Here is a 13,443-nt window from a genome sequence, read left to right as displayed (position 1 = left end):
ATGGCGATCGAGGAGGAACTGGTGGCGGGCGAGTCCCCCGACAAGTCGGTTGATGAAGGAGCGTCGGGGGCAGCGGAGTCCTCCGAGGGGCGTGACCCGAGGGTCTCGGTGTTCCGTCCGCGGGACCCCGAGGAGGGGTCCGCGGCACCCGATCCGCTGAGGGAAGCGGTGGCGGCGTGGGTCGCCACGGCGGAGTCCTCGCCCACCGGTGACGAGCCGGAGGAGGCGGCACCGGGCGCGCGGACCGAGGTCTTCGAGGCCCTGCCCGAAGCGGCGGCGGATTCCGGCCGGGATTCCGGTGCGGATTCCGTCCCGGCCTCCGGCGCGGATTCCGGAGCGCCTTCCGGTCCGCCTTCCGGTTCCGGTGCGGACCCGGGCTCGGGCTCCGGCTCGGACTCCGGCTCCGGCTCCGGCTCCAGCTCGGGCTCTGGTGCTGCCTCCGGCTCCGGCTCAAGTCCCGCTTCCGCTTCCGCTTCCGCGTCCGTGGGCGAGGGGTCCGCGGCTCGTGAGGCGGCTTCGGGCCGGCCCGTCGCGGCCGAGCCCGCCGCGCCGGTCGACAGCGAGCGCACCGCCGTGTTCCGTGCGGTGACGCCGCCGGTCGCCGATGCCCGGCCCGCGGCCGGTGACTCCCCGGTGGATTCCGCTTCCGGTCGTTCGAGCGCAGGCTCCGCCCCCGAGGGCGGCTCCGCCGCGCGTACGGGCGAGGGCCCTGCGGGTGCGTCCGGGAGCTCGGGCAAGCCTGTTCCGGTCGTTCCTACTGGTCAGGCGACTCCGCCCGCTCCGGCCGCGCCGGTCGACAGTGAGCGCACCGCCGTGTTCCGTGCCGTGGTGCCGCCGGTCGCGGATTCCCGGCCCGTGGCCGGTGGCCCCGGTGTGGGTTCCGCTTCCGGGCGTCCGGCCGCCGGTTCCGCCCCTGGGGGCGGCTCTGGCGCGCGTACGGGTGACGGCCCGGCGGGTGCTTCCGCGGGCTCCGGCAAGCCCGCGGCGGCCGCGCCCGCCGAGCCGGTCGACAGCGAGCGCACGGCCGTGTTCCGTGCCGTGAAGCCTCCGGTCGCCGACCGCGAACCCGGTTCCGCTTCCGGGCGCGTCGGGGGTCCGTCCGCCGCGCCGTCCGGTGCCGCCGACGGCCCTGGGCCGCGTACCGGTGCCGGGACCCCCGGGCGCCCGGCCGCCGACGAGCCCGCCGACAGCGAGCGCACCGCCGTCTTCCGCGCGGTGAAGCCCGCCGGCCAAGGTGCCGGCCAGGGCCCCGGCCAAGGCGCTGCTCCGGCCGCCGCTCAGGCCGCCGACGAGCCGGCCGACAGCGAGCGGACCGCCGTGTTCCGGGCCATCAAGCCCGGGGCCTCCCGGCCGGTCCCGCCCCACGCCGTCGGCGGGGAGCGGGCGAGCACCTTCGTACCGCTGCGGACCGATGACGGGTCGACGTCGAGGACGGCTTCGCCCGCCGCCCCCGGGCCGCCGACCCCCCCCGACCCGCCCCTCCCCCCCCTCGCCGGCCGCTGCGCCCCCCCCCCGCCCCTCGTCCCCGTCCCGGGCCGTGTTCCCGTCCGCCCCCGCCCCCCCCCGGCGGACCCCCCGCCCCCCCCGGCCCCCCCCAGGCCCTTCCCTTTCGCCCGGCCCTCCACGCCCGCCCCCAAGCCGCCCTGAGCCCGCCCACCCCGGGGCCCGCCCCCGTGCCCTTCTCGTCGCCGATGGTCTCCCCTCCGTTCACCTCCCCCGACCCCATGCCGTTGGCCCGCGCCTCCCGCCTCCGCCCGTCCCCGCGCTGGCCGTCCCCGGTATGGGTATGGGTTCGGGGAGGGGAGCTGGAGGGGGGACGACGACGCTGGGGCCGGCGCAGCGCGCCGAGGCGCTCGCCGCGATGGCCGAGCGGGAACTGGACGTGCTGGTGGTCGGCGCGGGCGTGGTGGGCGCGGGCACCGCCCTCGACGCCGTGACCAGGGGGCTCGCGACCGGACTGGTCGAGGCGAGGGACTGGGCGTCCGGCACCTCCAGCCGCTCCAGCAAGCTCATCCACGGAGGGCTCAGATATCTGGAGATGCTCGACTTCGCCCTCGTGCGGGAGGCGCTGAAGGAGCGCGGCCTGCTGCTGGGACGGCTCGCCCCGCACCTGGTGAAGCCGGTGCCGTTCCTCTACCCGCTGCAGCACAAGGGCTGGGAGCGCTTCTACGCCGGCTCCGGCGTCGCGCTGTACGACGCCATGTCGCTGTCCAGCGGCCACGGGCGCGGACTGCCGACCCATCGCCACCTCTCGCGCAAGAGGGCCCTGCGCATCGCACCGGCGCTGCGCAAGGACGCGCTGGTGGGCGCCCTGCAGTACTACGACGCCCAGATGGACGACGCGCGCTACGTGGCGACCCTGGTGCGCACGGCCGCGGCGTACGGGGCGCAGTGCGCCAACCGGGCGAGGGTGGTCGGCTTCCTGCGGGAGGGCGAGCGGGTCGTCGGCGCGCGGGTGCAGGACGTGGAGGGCGGCGGGGAGTACGAGATCCGCGCGAAGCAGATCGTGAACGCCACGGGGGTGTGGACGGACGACACCCAGGCGCTGATCGGGGAGCGGGGGCAGTTCCACGTGCGGGCGTCGAAGGGCATCCACCTCGTCGTCCCGAAGGACCGGATCCACTCCTCGACCGGGCTGATCCTGCGGACCGAGAAGTCGGTGCTGTTCGTGATCCCGTGGGGCCGGCACTGGATCGTGGGCACCACGGACACCGAGTGGGACCTGGACAAGGCGCATCCGGCGGCGTCGAGCGCCGACATCGACTACCTGCTGGAGCACGTGAACTCGGTGCTGGCGGTCCCGCTCACCAGGGACGACGTCCAAGGGGTCTATGCCGGCCTGCGGCCGCTGCTGGCCGGGGAGTCGGACGCGACGAGCAAGCTCTCGCGCGAACACACGGTGGCCCACCCGGTGCCGGGGCTGGTGGTGGTCGCCGGCGGCAAGTACACGACGTACCGGGTGATGGCCAAGGACGCGGTGGACGAGGCGGTCCACGGCCTCGACCAGCGTGTCGCGGCGTGCGTGACGGAAGACGTGCCGCTGGTGGGCGCGGAGGGGTACCGGGCCCTGTGGAACGGGCGGGCGCGGATCGCTGCGCGGACGGGGCTCCATGTGGTGCGGGTGGAACACCTCTTGAACCGGTACGGGTCGCTGACGGAGGAACTGCTGTCGCTGATCGCGGCGGACTCCTCGCTCGGGGAGCCGCTGACGGGCGCCGACGACTACCTCCGGGCCGAAGTGGTCTACGCGGCCTCGCACGAGGGGGCGCGGCACCTGGACGACGTGCTGACGCGGCGGACGCGGATCTCGATCGAGACCTTCGACCGGGGGACGCGATCGGCACGGGAATGCGCGGAGTTGATGGCTCCGGTTCTCGGCTGGGACAAGCAGCAGATCGAGAAGGAAGTGGAACACTACGAGAAGCGGGTCCAGGCCGAGCGGGAATCCCAGCGTCAGCCGGACGATCAGACGGCGGACGCCGCGCGGCTGGGGGCGCCGGACATCGTCCCGTTGTAACTCCGTCACATCGTGGGGGGAACCGCGGACCCGGGGCTCCCGTCCGTTGCGGAGTAAGGGACAATGAGGGTTCTGCCGGGGCGGGTTACCGGGCACCCCGGCCGCTGCCGGGGCAACCGGAACAGGCGGCACGATCGCAGAGGGGACGCATGTCGAAGCCGGAGCACACCGAGTCGTCGGAACCGTCTGTCGGGACGGGATCGCCGGTGCCTCCGGCGGCCACCCCCGCGGACCCGAAGCCCCCGAAGCCCGGCGCAGGTCAGGCCGCGGCCGAGGAGATACGACCGGGCGAGCCTGCGGCGGCGGAGCCCGGAAAGGCGAAGCCCGCGGCGGCGAAGCCCGAACCGCGCAAGCCCGCGCCCGCGAAGCCCGAGCCCGCGAAGCCCGAGCCCGCGAAGCCCGAGCCGCGCAAGCCTGCGGCCGCGGAGCCGACGGATGCGAAGCCCGAGCCGCGCAAGCCCGCGCCCGCGAAGCCTGCGGCTGAGGAGCCCGCGGCCGCGAAGCCCGTCGCTGCCAAGCCTGAGCTGCGCAAGCCCGCGGCGGCGAAGGCGGCTGGTGCGGCGGAGCCGCAGGATGCGAAGCCTGCGGCCGCCGAGCCCGCGCCCGCGAAGCCCGAGCCGCGCAAGCCTGCGGCCGCGGAGCCGACGGATGCGAAGCCCGAGCCGCGCAAGCCCGCGCCCGCGAAGCCTGCGGCTGAGGAGCCCGCGCCCGCGAAGCCCGTCGCTGCCAAGCCTGAGCTGCGCGAGCCCGCGGCGGCGAAGGCGGCTGGTGCGGCGGAGCCGCAGGATGCGAAGCCTGCGGCCACGGAGCCGGTGGCTGCCAAGCCTGAGCTGCGCAAGCCGGCCGTCGGGGCGGCGTCCGAGGACGCGGAGCCCCCGGCCGCGAAGGCGGAGCCGCGGGATGCCAAGCCTGCCGCCGTGAGCAAGGCCGACGAGGTGGCGGCCGCCGTCAAGGCGGCCGCGGCCAAGGCGGGCGAGGGCCCGCACGACGAGGGCCGGCTGCTCGCGGGCCGCTACCGCCTCGGCGACGTCCTCGGCAAGGGCGGCATGGGCACCGTCTGGCGCGCCGAGGACGAGACCCTCGGCCGGACCGTCGCCGTCAAGGAACTCCGCTTCGGCAGCGGCGTCGACGACGACGAGAAACGCCGCCTCATCACCCGCACCCTGCGCGAGGCCAAGGCCATCGCGCGGATCCGCAGCGGCGGAGCGGTGACCGTCTACGACGTCGTCGACGAAGACGGCCGCCCGTGGATCGTCATGGAGCTCATCGAGGGCCCCTCGCTCGCCGAGTTCGTCCGGGAGAACGGGACGCTCACCCCCCGCCGAGCCGCCGAAGTCGGCCTCGCCGTGCTCGACGTACTGCGCGCCGCACACCGGCAGGGCATCCTGCACCGCGACGTGAAGCCCTCCAACGTGCTCCTCGCCGACCACGGCAACGGCCGCGTCGTCCTCACCGACTTCGGCATCGCCCAGGTCGAGGGCGACCCCTCCGTCACCTCCACCGGCATGCTCGTCGGCGCCCCCTCCTACATCTCCCCGGAGCGCGCCCGCGGCCAGCGCCCCGGTCCGCCGGCGGACATGTGGTCGCTCGGCGGCCTGCTGTACGCCGCGGTCGAGGGAGTGCCCCCGTACGACAAGGGGTCCGCCCTCGCGACCCTCACCGCCGTGATGACCGAGCCGGTCGACCCGCCCAAGAACGCCGGTCCGCTGACCGAGGTCATCTACGGCCTCCTCGTCAAGGACCCGGCCCACCGCCTCGACGACGACCGCGCGCGGGCGATGCTCACCGCCGTGATCGACGCACCCGAGCCGCCGGCCCCCCTCGCGGTCGCGGCCGCCGAGGAGACCCGGCAGATATCGCTCGCCGAGGCGCAGGAGGCCGCGGAGAAGGCGGCCGCCGAGAAGGCCGCCAAGGCCGCCGAGAAGGCGGAGAAGAAGGAGCGCGAGCGGCGCGACCGCGAACAGCGCGAGCGGACCCGCGCGGCACTGAAGTCTGCCCGCAAGGCCGCCGCGGTCGCGGCCGCGACCCCCGCCGAGCCCCCGTCCTCGCGCCCCGCGCCCGTCGCGGCGCCGCTCACCGACGTCGTGCCCCGCCGCACCATCGCCCTCGCGATAGCCGGACTGGTCGTCGCCCTCGCGGTCATCGGCTCGCTCATCGCCTACATCGTCAGCGGCGACGACAAGAGCGGCGCGAAGGAGGAGGGCAAGGGCGGCGGCAAGGAGTCGTCCGCCGCCTCCGGCCCGTCGCCCGGGAGTTCGCCGTCCCCCTCGCCCTCGCCCAAGACCGGCGAGCAGGCCGGCACCGGCGGAGCCGGCTCGCCGAGCCCGGGCCAGAGCCCGTCCACCGGCGGCGGCACCGGCAGTACCACCGGCCAGGGGCAGGGCGCTACGCCCGGCGGCCCCGGGGGCGCGCTCCCGCCGGGGTTCTCCACGGTGACGGACCCCGGCTTCCACTTCTCGATGGCGATGCCCGACGGGTTCAAGGCGACCGGCACGGTCGGCCAGAACTCCGGTGTCATATACAGCCGGGACGGCGGCTTCCCGCGGATCCAGGTCGACTTCAACGACTCGCCGCGCGACGACGCGCGCGCCGCCTGGGCCGAGCTGGCCCCGGCGGTGGCGGGCAGCAGCACCAACTACAAGCTGCTGCGGCTCGAAGTGGTGGACTACCGGGGCTACCCGACCGTCGCGGACTGGGAGTTCGAGCGGGACCAGAAGGGCATGAGGGTCCGTGTGCTCGACCGCGGGTTCAAGATGGACGCGAAGCACGGCTACGCCATCATGATCAGCTGCGCCGCCGACCAGTGGGACGCCGACGAGTGCACGAAGATGCGCAACACGGCATTCCAGACCTTCCAGTCCCTGGGCTGAGCCGGGCCGCGCCCTTCGGATCGCGCCGGGCCGGGGCGAGCCTTGCCAGGGCCGGGACGCGGGCGCCCCGGGCGTCGTATCGTGTCAGCGGGACCAAGGGGACGGGCCCACAGCTCTCGGGGGAGGCGATGTGGAGGACTACGCGGGCCGGATCCTGGCCGACCGCTACCGCCTGCCGCTGCCCCCGTCGGACGAGTACGAGCTGATCGAGACCCGGGCCTTCGACACCCGGAGCGGGCAGGAAGTCCTCGTACGGCAGGTGCCGTTGCCGGAAGTCGTGGACGCGGAGCTGCTGGACGGCCCGCGGGGCGGCCCGGCCGCCGCCGTGGGACGGCGCGCCTCCGGTGAACTGCCCGCGGTGCGCAGGGCGATCGCGGCGGCGCAGGCGGCCGCGTCCGTGCCGGACCATCCGCGGCTGGACCAGGTCTTCGACGTGTTCGCCGAGGGCGGGTCGCTGTGGATAGTGAGCGAACTCGTGCCGGCCAGACCGCTGGCGGCGCTCATAGCCGACGAACCGCTGAGCCCGTACCGCGCGGCGGAGGTCGCGGCGGACGTGCTGACCGCGCTGCGGGTGCTGCACGCGCACGGCTGGACGCACCGGAACATCACCACGCGCACGGTACTGATCTGCGAGGACGGCCGGGTCGTGCTGACCGGGCTGGCCGCGGGGGCGGCGGAGGACGCCCTGTGCGGATACGACCCGGTCCCGCCGCGGGAGGGCGTGTGGCCCTTCGAGGGCGACGGGTACGCGGCCGCCATCACCCCGGGGGCCGCCGGAACGGGTCCTGAGGGCGGAGCGGTCGCCGGACGTGCGGCGGGGCCCGGCGGGTCCGCCGCCGCGGGCGGAGCGCTGGCCGGGTACGGAGCCGGCGCCGACTCGGGAGCCGTGACCAGGTACGCAGCCGGGCCGGACCCGACCTTCGACAGCGACAGCTACAGCCGCAGCGACAGCGGCACCGGCGCGGGACCGGCCGTTCGCGGGCCGGGATCCGGGGCCGGTGACGGGGCCGGAGCCGAGGCGGCGGCGTACGCGCCCCTCGTGGCTCCCGGATACGACACGGGGCCGCGCTACACCGACCACATCACCCCCGGGGGCTCCGGGGAACGGCCCGACCTGAAGGCCGCCGCGCGGGCCGGGGCCATCGCCGCGTACCGGGCCGGGGCGCAGGCCGCCGCGCGGATCACCGAGCAGCGCAAGGCCGGAGCGGAGCCCGGGCAGGAGGCCGCGGCGGAGCCGAGGCCCGCGGGCTCGAACCTGCCGCGGGGGTACTCGTACCCGTACGGCGGCCCGGAGGGCGGCGGGGCCTGGCACGGGGCCACCCCGCGCCGCCAGGCCCTGCCCCCGGCGGAGACCGAGGCCCTGCCCCCGGCGGAGACCGCAGCCCTGCCCCCGGCGGAGACCGAGGCACGGGCCCCGCAGAGCGAGCAGCCGCCGCAGGGCGCACCGGCCCCGCCGGCCCCGCAGCGCGCACCGCAGCGCGCGGCGGCCCTGCCTCCCGTGCCGGCCCGCCCCGTGCTGCCCGCGCAGCTCGCCCTTCCCCAGGGCTACCGCCAGGCCGACGCCCCGGACACCCCGGACGGGCCCGCCACGGGCCGGTTCGGCCACGGCGACCCGCAGCGCCCCGGTACGCCCGGCCCCGCCACCCGCCCGGCGGCGGGCCCCGGCTCCGGCTACGGGCAGCCCCGGCCCGGGCAGGGCGGAACCCCGCCCCGGACCCAGCCGCAGCACGAGTCCCCGGCCCCGGCAACGGCTCCGGCAACGGCTCCGGCCGGTGGCGGATGGGGGAGCGGGCCCCGCAGCGGGCTCGATGCCGAGCGGGCGCGGCAGACGCGGATGGCCGTCGTCGGGGCCGTCACCGAGCGATGGTCGCCCGAGCAGGCGCAGGCCGTGCACGGGCCCTGGCAGCTGGCCGCTCCCGTCGGGCCCGCCACCGACCTCTGGGGGCTCGGCGCGCTGCTGTACCGGGCCGTACAGGGCCACGCCCCGTATCCCGAGGACAGCGTCGCCGAGCTCGTGGAGCTGGTCTGCGCCGAGTCCCCGGCCTTCGCCGAGGAGTGCGGCCCGCTGCGCCCGGTCGTGGAGTCGCTGCTGCGCCAGGACCCGACCGAGCGGCCCGACTTCGAGGAGCTGCGCGGCTGGCTGCGCTCCCTCGTGCGCTCCGCCCCCGAGCCCGACGGCGGCTTCGCGATGTTCCCGCTGCCGGAGCCGGATCCCGCCCGGCTGCCCGTCGTACGGCGCCGCGGCGATCTGCACGGCCGCCACCGCAGCGCCGAACACCCCCGCAAGCCGCGCTCGCTGGGGCGCTCCCTGCTGCTCGGGATACTCGCCCTGCTCGCGGGAGCCGTGGCCTACGCCATGTTCTTCATGCCGCAGTCGGCCGGTCAGGGCGGGCAGAAGGCGGCCGGGATGGGTCAGCCCAGCCACGCGCAGAGCCAGGGCCAGAGCCCCGGCCCGAGCCCGAGCCCGAAGCCGAGCGGCTCCGGCCAGGCCCCCAGCCCCTCCGTCAGCCCGCCAGGAGGGGGGGGGGAGGGGGAGAGAGAGGGAAAAGAAGAAGGAGGAGGGGAGGGGGAAGAGGGGGAGGGGCGGGGGGAGAGGGGGAGGGAAGGAGGAGGAGGGGGGAGGGAGGGGGGGGAGGGGGGGAGGGGGGGGGAGGGGAAAAGGGGGGAGGGGGAGGGGGGGGGAGGGGAGGAGGGAAAGGGAGGGGGGGGGAGGGGGAGGGGGGGGGAGAAGGAGGGGGGGGCGGAGAAGGAGGGGGAGACAGGGGGAGGGAAGGGAGAGGGGGGAGGAGAGGGGGGAGGAGCGCGTGGAAGAGCGCATGGCGGAACACCTCGTGGTGTCGGTGTGCGAGCGGGCGGGCACCGTCTGCCGCCGCCCCGCGGGCATGCGGGGGCGACGACGGAGCCCGGCCTATACGCGCAGGACCGCCAGCAGGGTGAGGAGTTCGCGGGGCGGAGGCGGGTCCGGACCGCCGGACCGGCCCGGCGCGCGGGCCGATCAGGCCGGCTCCGAGGATCAGCAGGGTGAGCGTGCCGAGCACGGCGACGCACACCGACATGGGGTCCATGCCGGTGTGGGGGCCCGGCGCCTCGGCGGCGGCCACCGAGGCGGCGACGGAGCCGGAGAAGGCGGCGGCGGAGACGACGGCGGAGGCCGTGTCCACTTCGGACATCTCCGCCGAGCCGTGTCCGGCAGCCGGGGCAACGGAGCGGCCGACGGACGCGTCCTCCATGGCATGGGAGGGATCCGGATGGCCCAGCGTGTGCATGGCCGCGATGCCCAGCAGCAGAGCGGCGAGCAGCAGCAGCCGGGGCCACCGGACAGCTCGTCGCTCGGTACGCGGGGCGGGGCGGGTCATGGGGGAACCCTACCCGGGGTGGGTATCCGACCGGAGGACCGGTCCCACCGTGTTTAGGATTAGTCACACTATGTCCACAAAAGGGGAGTCGGGTCAGCCCGTGAACAGTCAGCCGAGGCCGAACGGCCCGTCCCCGGCAGGCGTCCGCTCCGTCGCCGCCCTCATCGGGCTCGGCGCCGCCGCCTACACCGCGTGGGTCCTCGAAGTCGTCCTCTCCACCGGGCTCAACCCCATCGAGACCTACGTCAGCGAGCTCGCCGCCCAGGACCAGCCGCTCGGCGGCCTCTTCCGGGCCACCGACTTCACCGCCGGACTCCTCGTCTTCCTCGGCGGCGCCCTCGCCCTGGCACGCCTCTCCCGGATCCCCGACTCCCGGCGCCCGTGGTCCGTCGCCGGCTGGGCCGGAGTCACCCTCTTCGGCGCGTCCACCGCCGCCGACGCCTGGCTGCCGCTGAGCTGCGCGCCGACCGCGGACCCCGAATGCGCGGCCCGGGAGACCGCCGGACTGGTCCCCGCCACCCATCAGGCCCATGCCATCAGCAGCAGTCTCGCCATGACCGGCGCGCTGGTGGGGATCGTGGCCCTCACGGTCGCCGCCCGCCGCTACGGCCGCCTCGCCCCGCTCGCCCGCTTCGGCCCCGCGCTCGTCGTCCTCGAACTGCTCGCCACCGCCTGGACCCTGGCCTCCATCGCGATGTTCACCGCCGGGCACGGCACCTGGGCCCTGGGCGCCGGGCAGCGGCTCCAGGTGCTCTTCGTGGCCCTCTGGCTGGGCCTGCTCGCCCACTCCGTCCACCGGGAGCGCCGCACATGAGCCGGCCCCCGACCGCTCCCGGCCGGTTCCTGCGCGTCCCGGCCGCCCGCGGGGTCCCGCTGCACGTGGTCGTCGAAGGCTCCGGGCCCCCCGTCGTCCTCAGCACCGGGCTCGCCATGGCCTGGTTCGACTGGGACCCCGTCGCCGCACTGCTCGTCGCCGCCGGCCGCACCGTCATCCGCTTCGACCGGCCGGGGCACGGGCTGAGCGCCCCCGCCGACCGGCCGCCGAGCGCCGCCGGCGAGGCCCACCGGATCGCCGGGCTGCTGGACGCGCTGGGCCTGGGCGACGCGCGCGCCACCGTCGCCGGGCACTCCATCGCCGGGTTCCACGCCGAGGCCTTCGGCCGGCTGTACCCCGGGCGGACCGCCGCCCTCGTCCTGGTCGACAGCAGCGTGGAGGAACACCCCCGCGCCCTGCTGCCCGCCGGCGTGCGCACCGCCGCGGCCCGCGCGCTCGGCCGGGCCGTGACCGCCGCCGGACTGCCCGCAGCGCTGGGGCCGTGGGCCCGGCGGGCCGCCGTACGGGCCTCCCGGGCCGGCGGAGCGGACCCGGCCGCGCGGGACCTCGTACGCCGCTGCTACCGGACCGGCCGGGTCTGGCGCGGAGCCCTCCTGGAGAACTCCCGCTATCCGGACGCGGCCGCCGAGGTGCTCGCGCTGCGCGCGGAGCACCCGCTGACCGCGCCCGTCACCGTCCTGGCCGGACACGACCCCGGCGCGCGCCGCCCCGGCCTGGACTGGCTCGCCCGGCAGGCGGAGCTGGCCGACCGGCTCGGCGCCCGCTTCACGGTCGCGGAGCCGGCCGGACACCTGGTCATGCTGGACCGCCCGCACCAGGTGGCGCGGGCGGTCCTGTACGCGGCCGGGCCGGGGGCCCGGCGGGACCTCCAGGGCAAGCCCTGAGCGGCCTCGGGGACATGGGGAAAGGCCGCTCAGCCCTTCGCGTAGACCTTCTCCGTCCAGCCCGCTATCTGCTGGTCGGAGAGGTGCTTGGCCAGATCGGCCTCGCTGATCATGCCGACCAGCCGCTTGTTCTCGATCACCGGGAGCCTGCGGATCTGGTGGGTCTGCATCTCCTCCAGCACCTCGTCGACGCCCGCGCCCACGTCGATCCAGCGCGGGGTGCCCTTGGCCATGTCGCCGGCCGTGATCTTCGACGGGTCGTGCCCCTTGGCCACACAGCCGATCACGATGTCGCGGTCGGTCAGGATGCCGCAGAGCCGTTCGTCGGCGTCGCTGATGGGCAGCGCGCCCACATTGAGGCGGCTCATCAGCTGAGCCGCCCGGTCCAGGGTCTCGGTGGCGGGGATCCACTGGGCCCCGGGGTGCATGATCTCTCCGGCGGTGGTCATCGCGTCAACCTCCTGAGCACGCCGTAGCGGCCGGGCGCGGATGCGCCCGCCTCGGCGTCCCCATCGTCGTTCGCCCGTTCGGAGTACGCGACTCGACAGCCACCGGACGCGGCCGTACGGGTGATGCCCGTACGGCCGTGTCCCGGGCTCAGCCCGCGGGCTCGGCCCCGCGCTGCTTCAGCATGTCGGCCATCAGGGCGAGCTCCGACTCCTGCGCCGCAACCATGCCCTCGGCCAGCGCCCGCTCGGCCGGGGCCGTGCACTGGTCGGCGCACCCCCGGGCCATCGCGACGCCGCCCTTGTGGTGCTCGGTCATCAGCCGGAGGTAGAGGACCTCGGCGTCCCGGCCCTCGGCGGAGCCCAGCCGTGCCAGCTCCTCCTTGGTGGCCATGCCGGGCATCAGGGCGCCGGGCTTGGTGACGACGTCCCCCATCCCGTGCCCGTCCGCCCCGTTCCCGTCCGTCGCGTGGTCGCCGGCGTGCCCGCCGGTCCCCATCCACGACATCGGCGGCTCGTCCGCCACCACCTTCGGCAGTCCCCACAGGTCCAGCCAGCCCATCAGCATGCCGCGCTGATTGGCCTGGGTGTTGGCTATGTCGTAGGCGAGGCTGCGCACCGCCTCGTCCTTCGTGCGGTCGCGCACGATGAAGGACATCTCCACCGCCTGCTGGTGGTGGACGGCCATGTCCCGGGCGAAGCCGGCGTCGGCGGAGTAGAGCCCGGGGGCAGGGGGAAGCGTCGCGGAATCGGCCCCGCCCGCGGTGGCGACCGTGGCCCCCACCGCGAACAGCAGCGCCAGGCCGACGGCCGTGCCCGCGACCCAGTACGTCCGGGACCCGCGGGTCACTTGTCGGCCAGCCCGTTCGTGCACGCCGCGCCCGGCTCGGGGGTCTGCGCGCCCTGCACGTACTTGGTGAAGAACTGCGCCACCCGGGGGTCGTCCGCCTTGTCCACGGTCAGCTGCTTGCCCCACGCGCTGAGCATGATCGTGCCGGCCTGCTCCTTGGCCGGGCTCATCAGCGTGTACGGGGTCTTGGCCACCGTCCCGGCGAGCTTCTCGACATCGGCCTTGTCGGCCTTCTCGTTGTACGTCACCCACACGGCGCCGTGCTCCAGCGAGTGGACCGCGTTGACCTCGGGCAGCGGGTTCTTGTAGACGTCGCCGTTGCAGTTCATCCAGCGGGGGCTGTGGTCGCCGCCGACGGGCGGGTTCATCTCGTACTTCACCGGGGTGTCGACGTGCTTGCGGCCCAGCTTCGCCGCGTCCCAGGTCTGCTCGCCGTCGACCGGGGCCTTCGCGGCCGCCACCTCGGCGTCCTTCTTTTCCTTCTGGCCGATCATCACCCAGGCGCCGAAGCCGACCAGCGCGGCGACGATGGCCGCCGAGGCGGTGATCGCGATGGCCTTGTTGCGCCGGTCGCGCATCTGGTCGGCGCGGCGCATTTCGGCTATGCGGGACTGGCGGGAGTTGTTCTCGGACTTCCTGCTGGCCATGTGCCCTGAATCCTTCTGCTGAGGGGGGTGGAGGAGAT

9 protein-coding genes are annotated in these 13,443 nt (G+C 75.7%); 5 read left to right on the top strand and 4 right to left on the bottom strand.

Annotation, left to right across the window (positions count from 1 at the left end; translation table 11 throughout):
• The first annotated feature begins 1,786 nt into the window (after positions 1–1,786).
• On the top strand, positions 1,787–3,517 hold the full coding sequence (locus DRB89_RS36790) for a glycerol-3-phosphate dehydrogenase/oxidase (RefSeq protein WP_112447869.1): 1,731 nt from the start codon (positions 1,787–1,789) through the stop codon (positions 3,515–3,517).
• Between the two features lie 259 nt (positions 3,518–3,776).
• On the opposite strand, the gene DRB89_RS46140 is transcribed toward DRB89_RS36790, so the two are convergent.
• Entirely contained in the window at positions 3,777–4,322 is a 546-nt protein-coding gene (locus DRB89_RS46140) for a hypothetical protein (RefSeq protein WP_275431887.1), read from the bottom strand.
• 7 nt (positions 4,323–4,329) lie between these two features.
• Here DRB89_RS46140 and DRB89_RS36785 point away from each other — a divergent pair, with 7 nt between their 5' ends.
• The 4 genes from DRB89_RS36785 (at position 4,330) to DRB89_RS36765 (ending at position 11,462) form a co-directional block, all read left to right on the top strand.
• A complete protein-coding gene (locus DRB89_RS36785; protein WP_343234511.1) occupies positions 4,330–6,387 on the top strand; it encodes a serine/threonine-protein kinase in 2,058 nt (685 codons plus the stop codon).
• A gap of 130 nt (positions 6,388–6,517) precedes the next feature.
• On the top strand, positions 6,518–9,412 hold the full coding sequence (locus DRB89_RS45355; RefSeq protein WP_239516545.1) for a protein kinase: 2,895 nt from the start codon (positions 6,518–6,520) through the stop codon (positions 9,410–9,412).
• A 431-nt stretch (positions 9,413–9,843) separates the two neighbouring features.
• The gene (locus DRB89_RS36770; protein WP_239516544.1) at positions 9,844–10,557 is read left to right on the top strand and encodes a DUF998 domain-containing protein; all 714 of its coding nucleotides are present in this window, start codon (positions 9,844–9,846) and stop codon (positions 10,555–10,557) included.
• On the top strand, positions 10,554–11,462 hold the full coding sequence (locus DRB89_RS36765; protein ID WP_112452458.1) for an alpha/beta hydrolase: 909 nt from the start codon (positions 10,554–10,556) through the stop codon (positions 11,460–11,462). The genes DRB89_RS36770 and DRB89_RS36765 overlap by 4 nt, the downstream gene beginning before the upstream one ends.
• A gap of 29 nt (positions 11,463–11,491) precedes the next feature.
• Here DRB89_RS36765 and DRB89_RS36760 read toward each other — a convergent pair whose 3' ends face one another.
• The 3 genes from DRB89_RS36760 to DRB89_RS45345 form a co-directional block, all read right to left on the bottom strand.
• Positions 11,492–11,911 (bottom strand): CBS domain-containing protein, encoded by a 420-nt coding sequence (locus DRB89_RS36760; protein ID WP_112452459.1) that lies wholly within the window; start codon positions 11,909–11,911, stop codon positions 11,492–11,494.
• A 148-nt stretch (positions 11,912–12,059) separates the two neighbouring features.
• On the bottom strand, positions 12,060–12,758 hold the full coding sequence (locus DRB89_RS45350) for a DUF305 domain-containing protein (RefSeq protein ID WP_239516542.1): 699 nt from the start codon (positions 12,756–12,758) through the stop codon (positions 12,060–12,062).
• Positions 12,755–13,405, bottom strand: coding sequence for a DUF3105 domain-containing protein (locus DRB89_RS45345; protein WP_112452460.1), 651 nt, complete (start codon positions 13,403–13,405; stop codon positions 12,755–12,757). Before DRB89_RS45345 ends, DRB89_RS45350 begins: the two co-directional genes overlap by 4 nt.
• Positions 13,406–13,443: the final 38 nt, after the last annotated feature.

It is taken from the genome of Streptomyces sp. ICC4, from assembly GCF_003287915.1.
Lineage (GTDB): Bacteria > Actinomycetota > Actinomycetes > Streptomycetales > Streptomycetaceae > Streptomyces > Streptomyces tritrimontium.
Note: the sequence above shows the minus strand (reverse complement) of the source record. Positions and strands in the feature narration are given on the sequence as shown.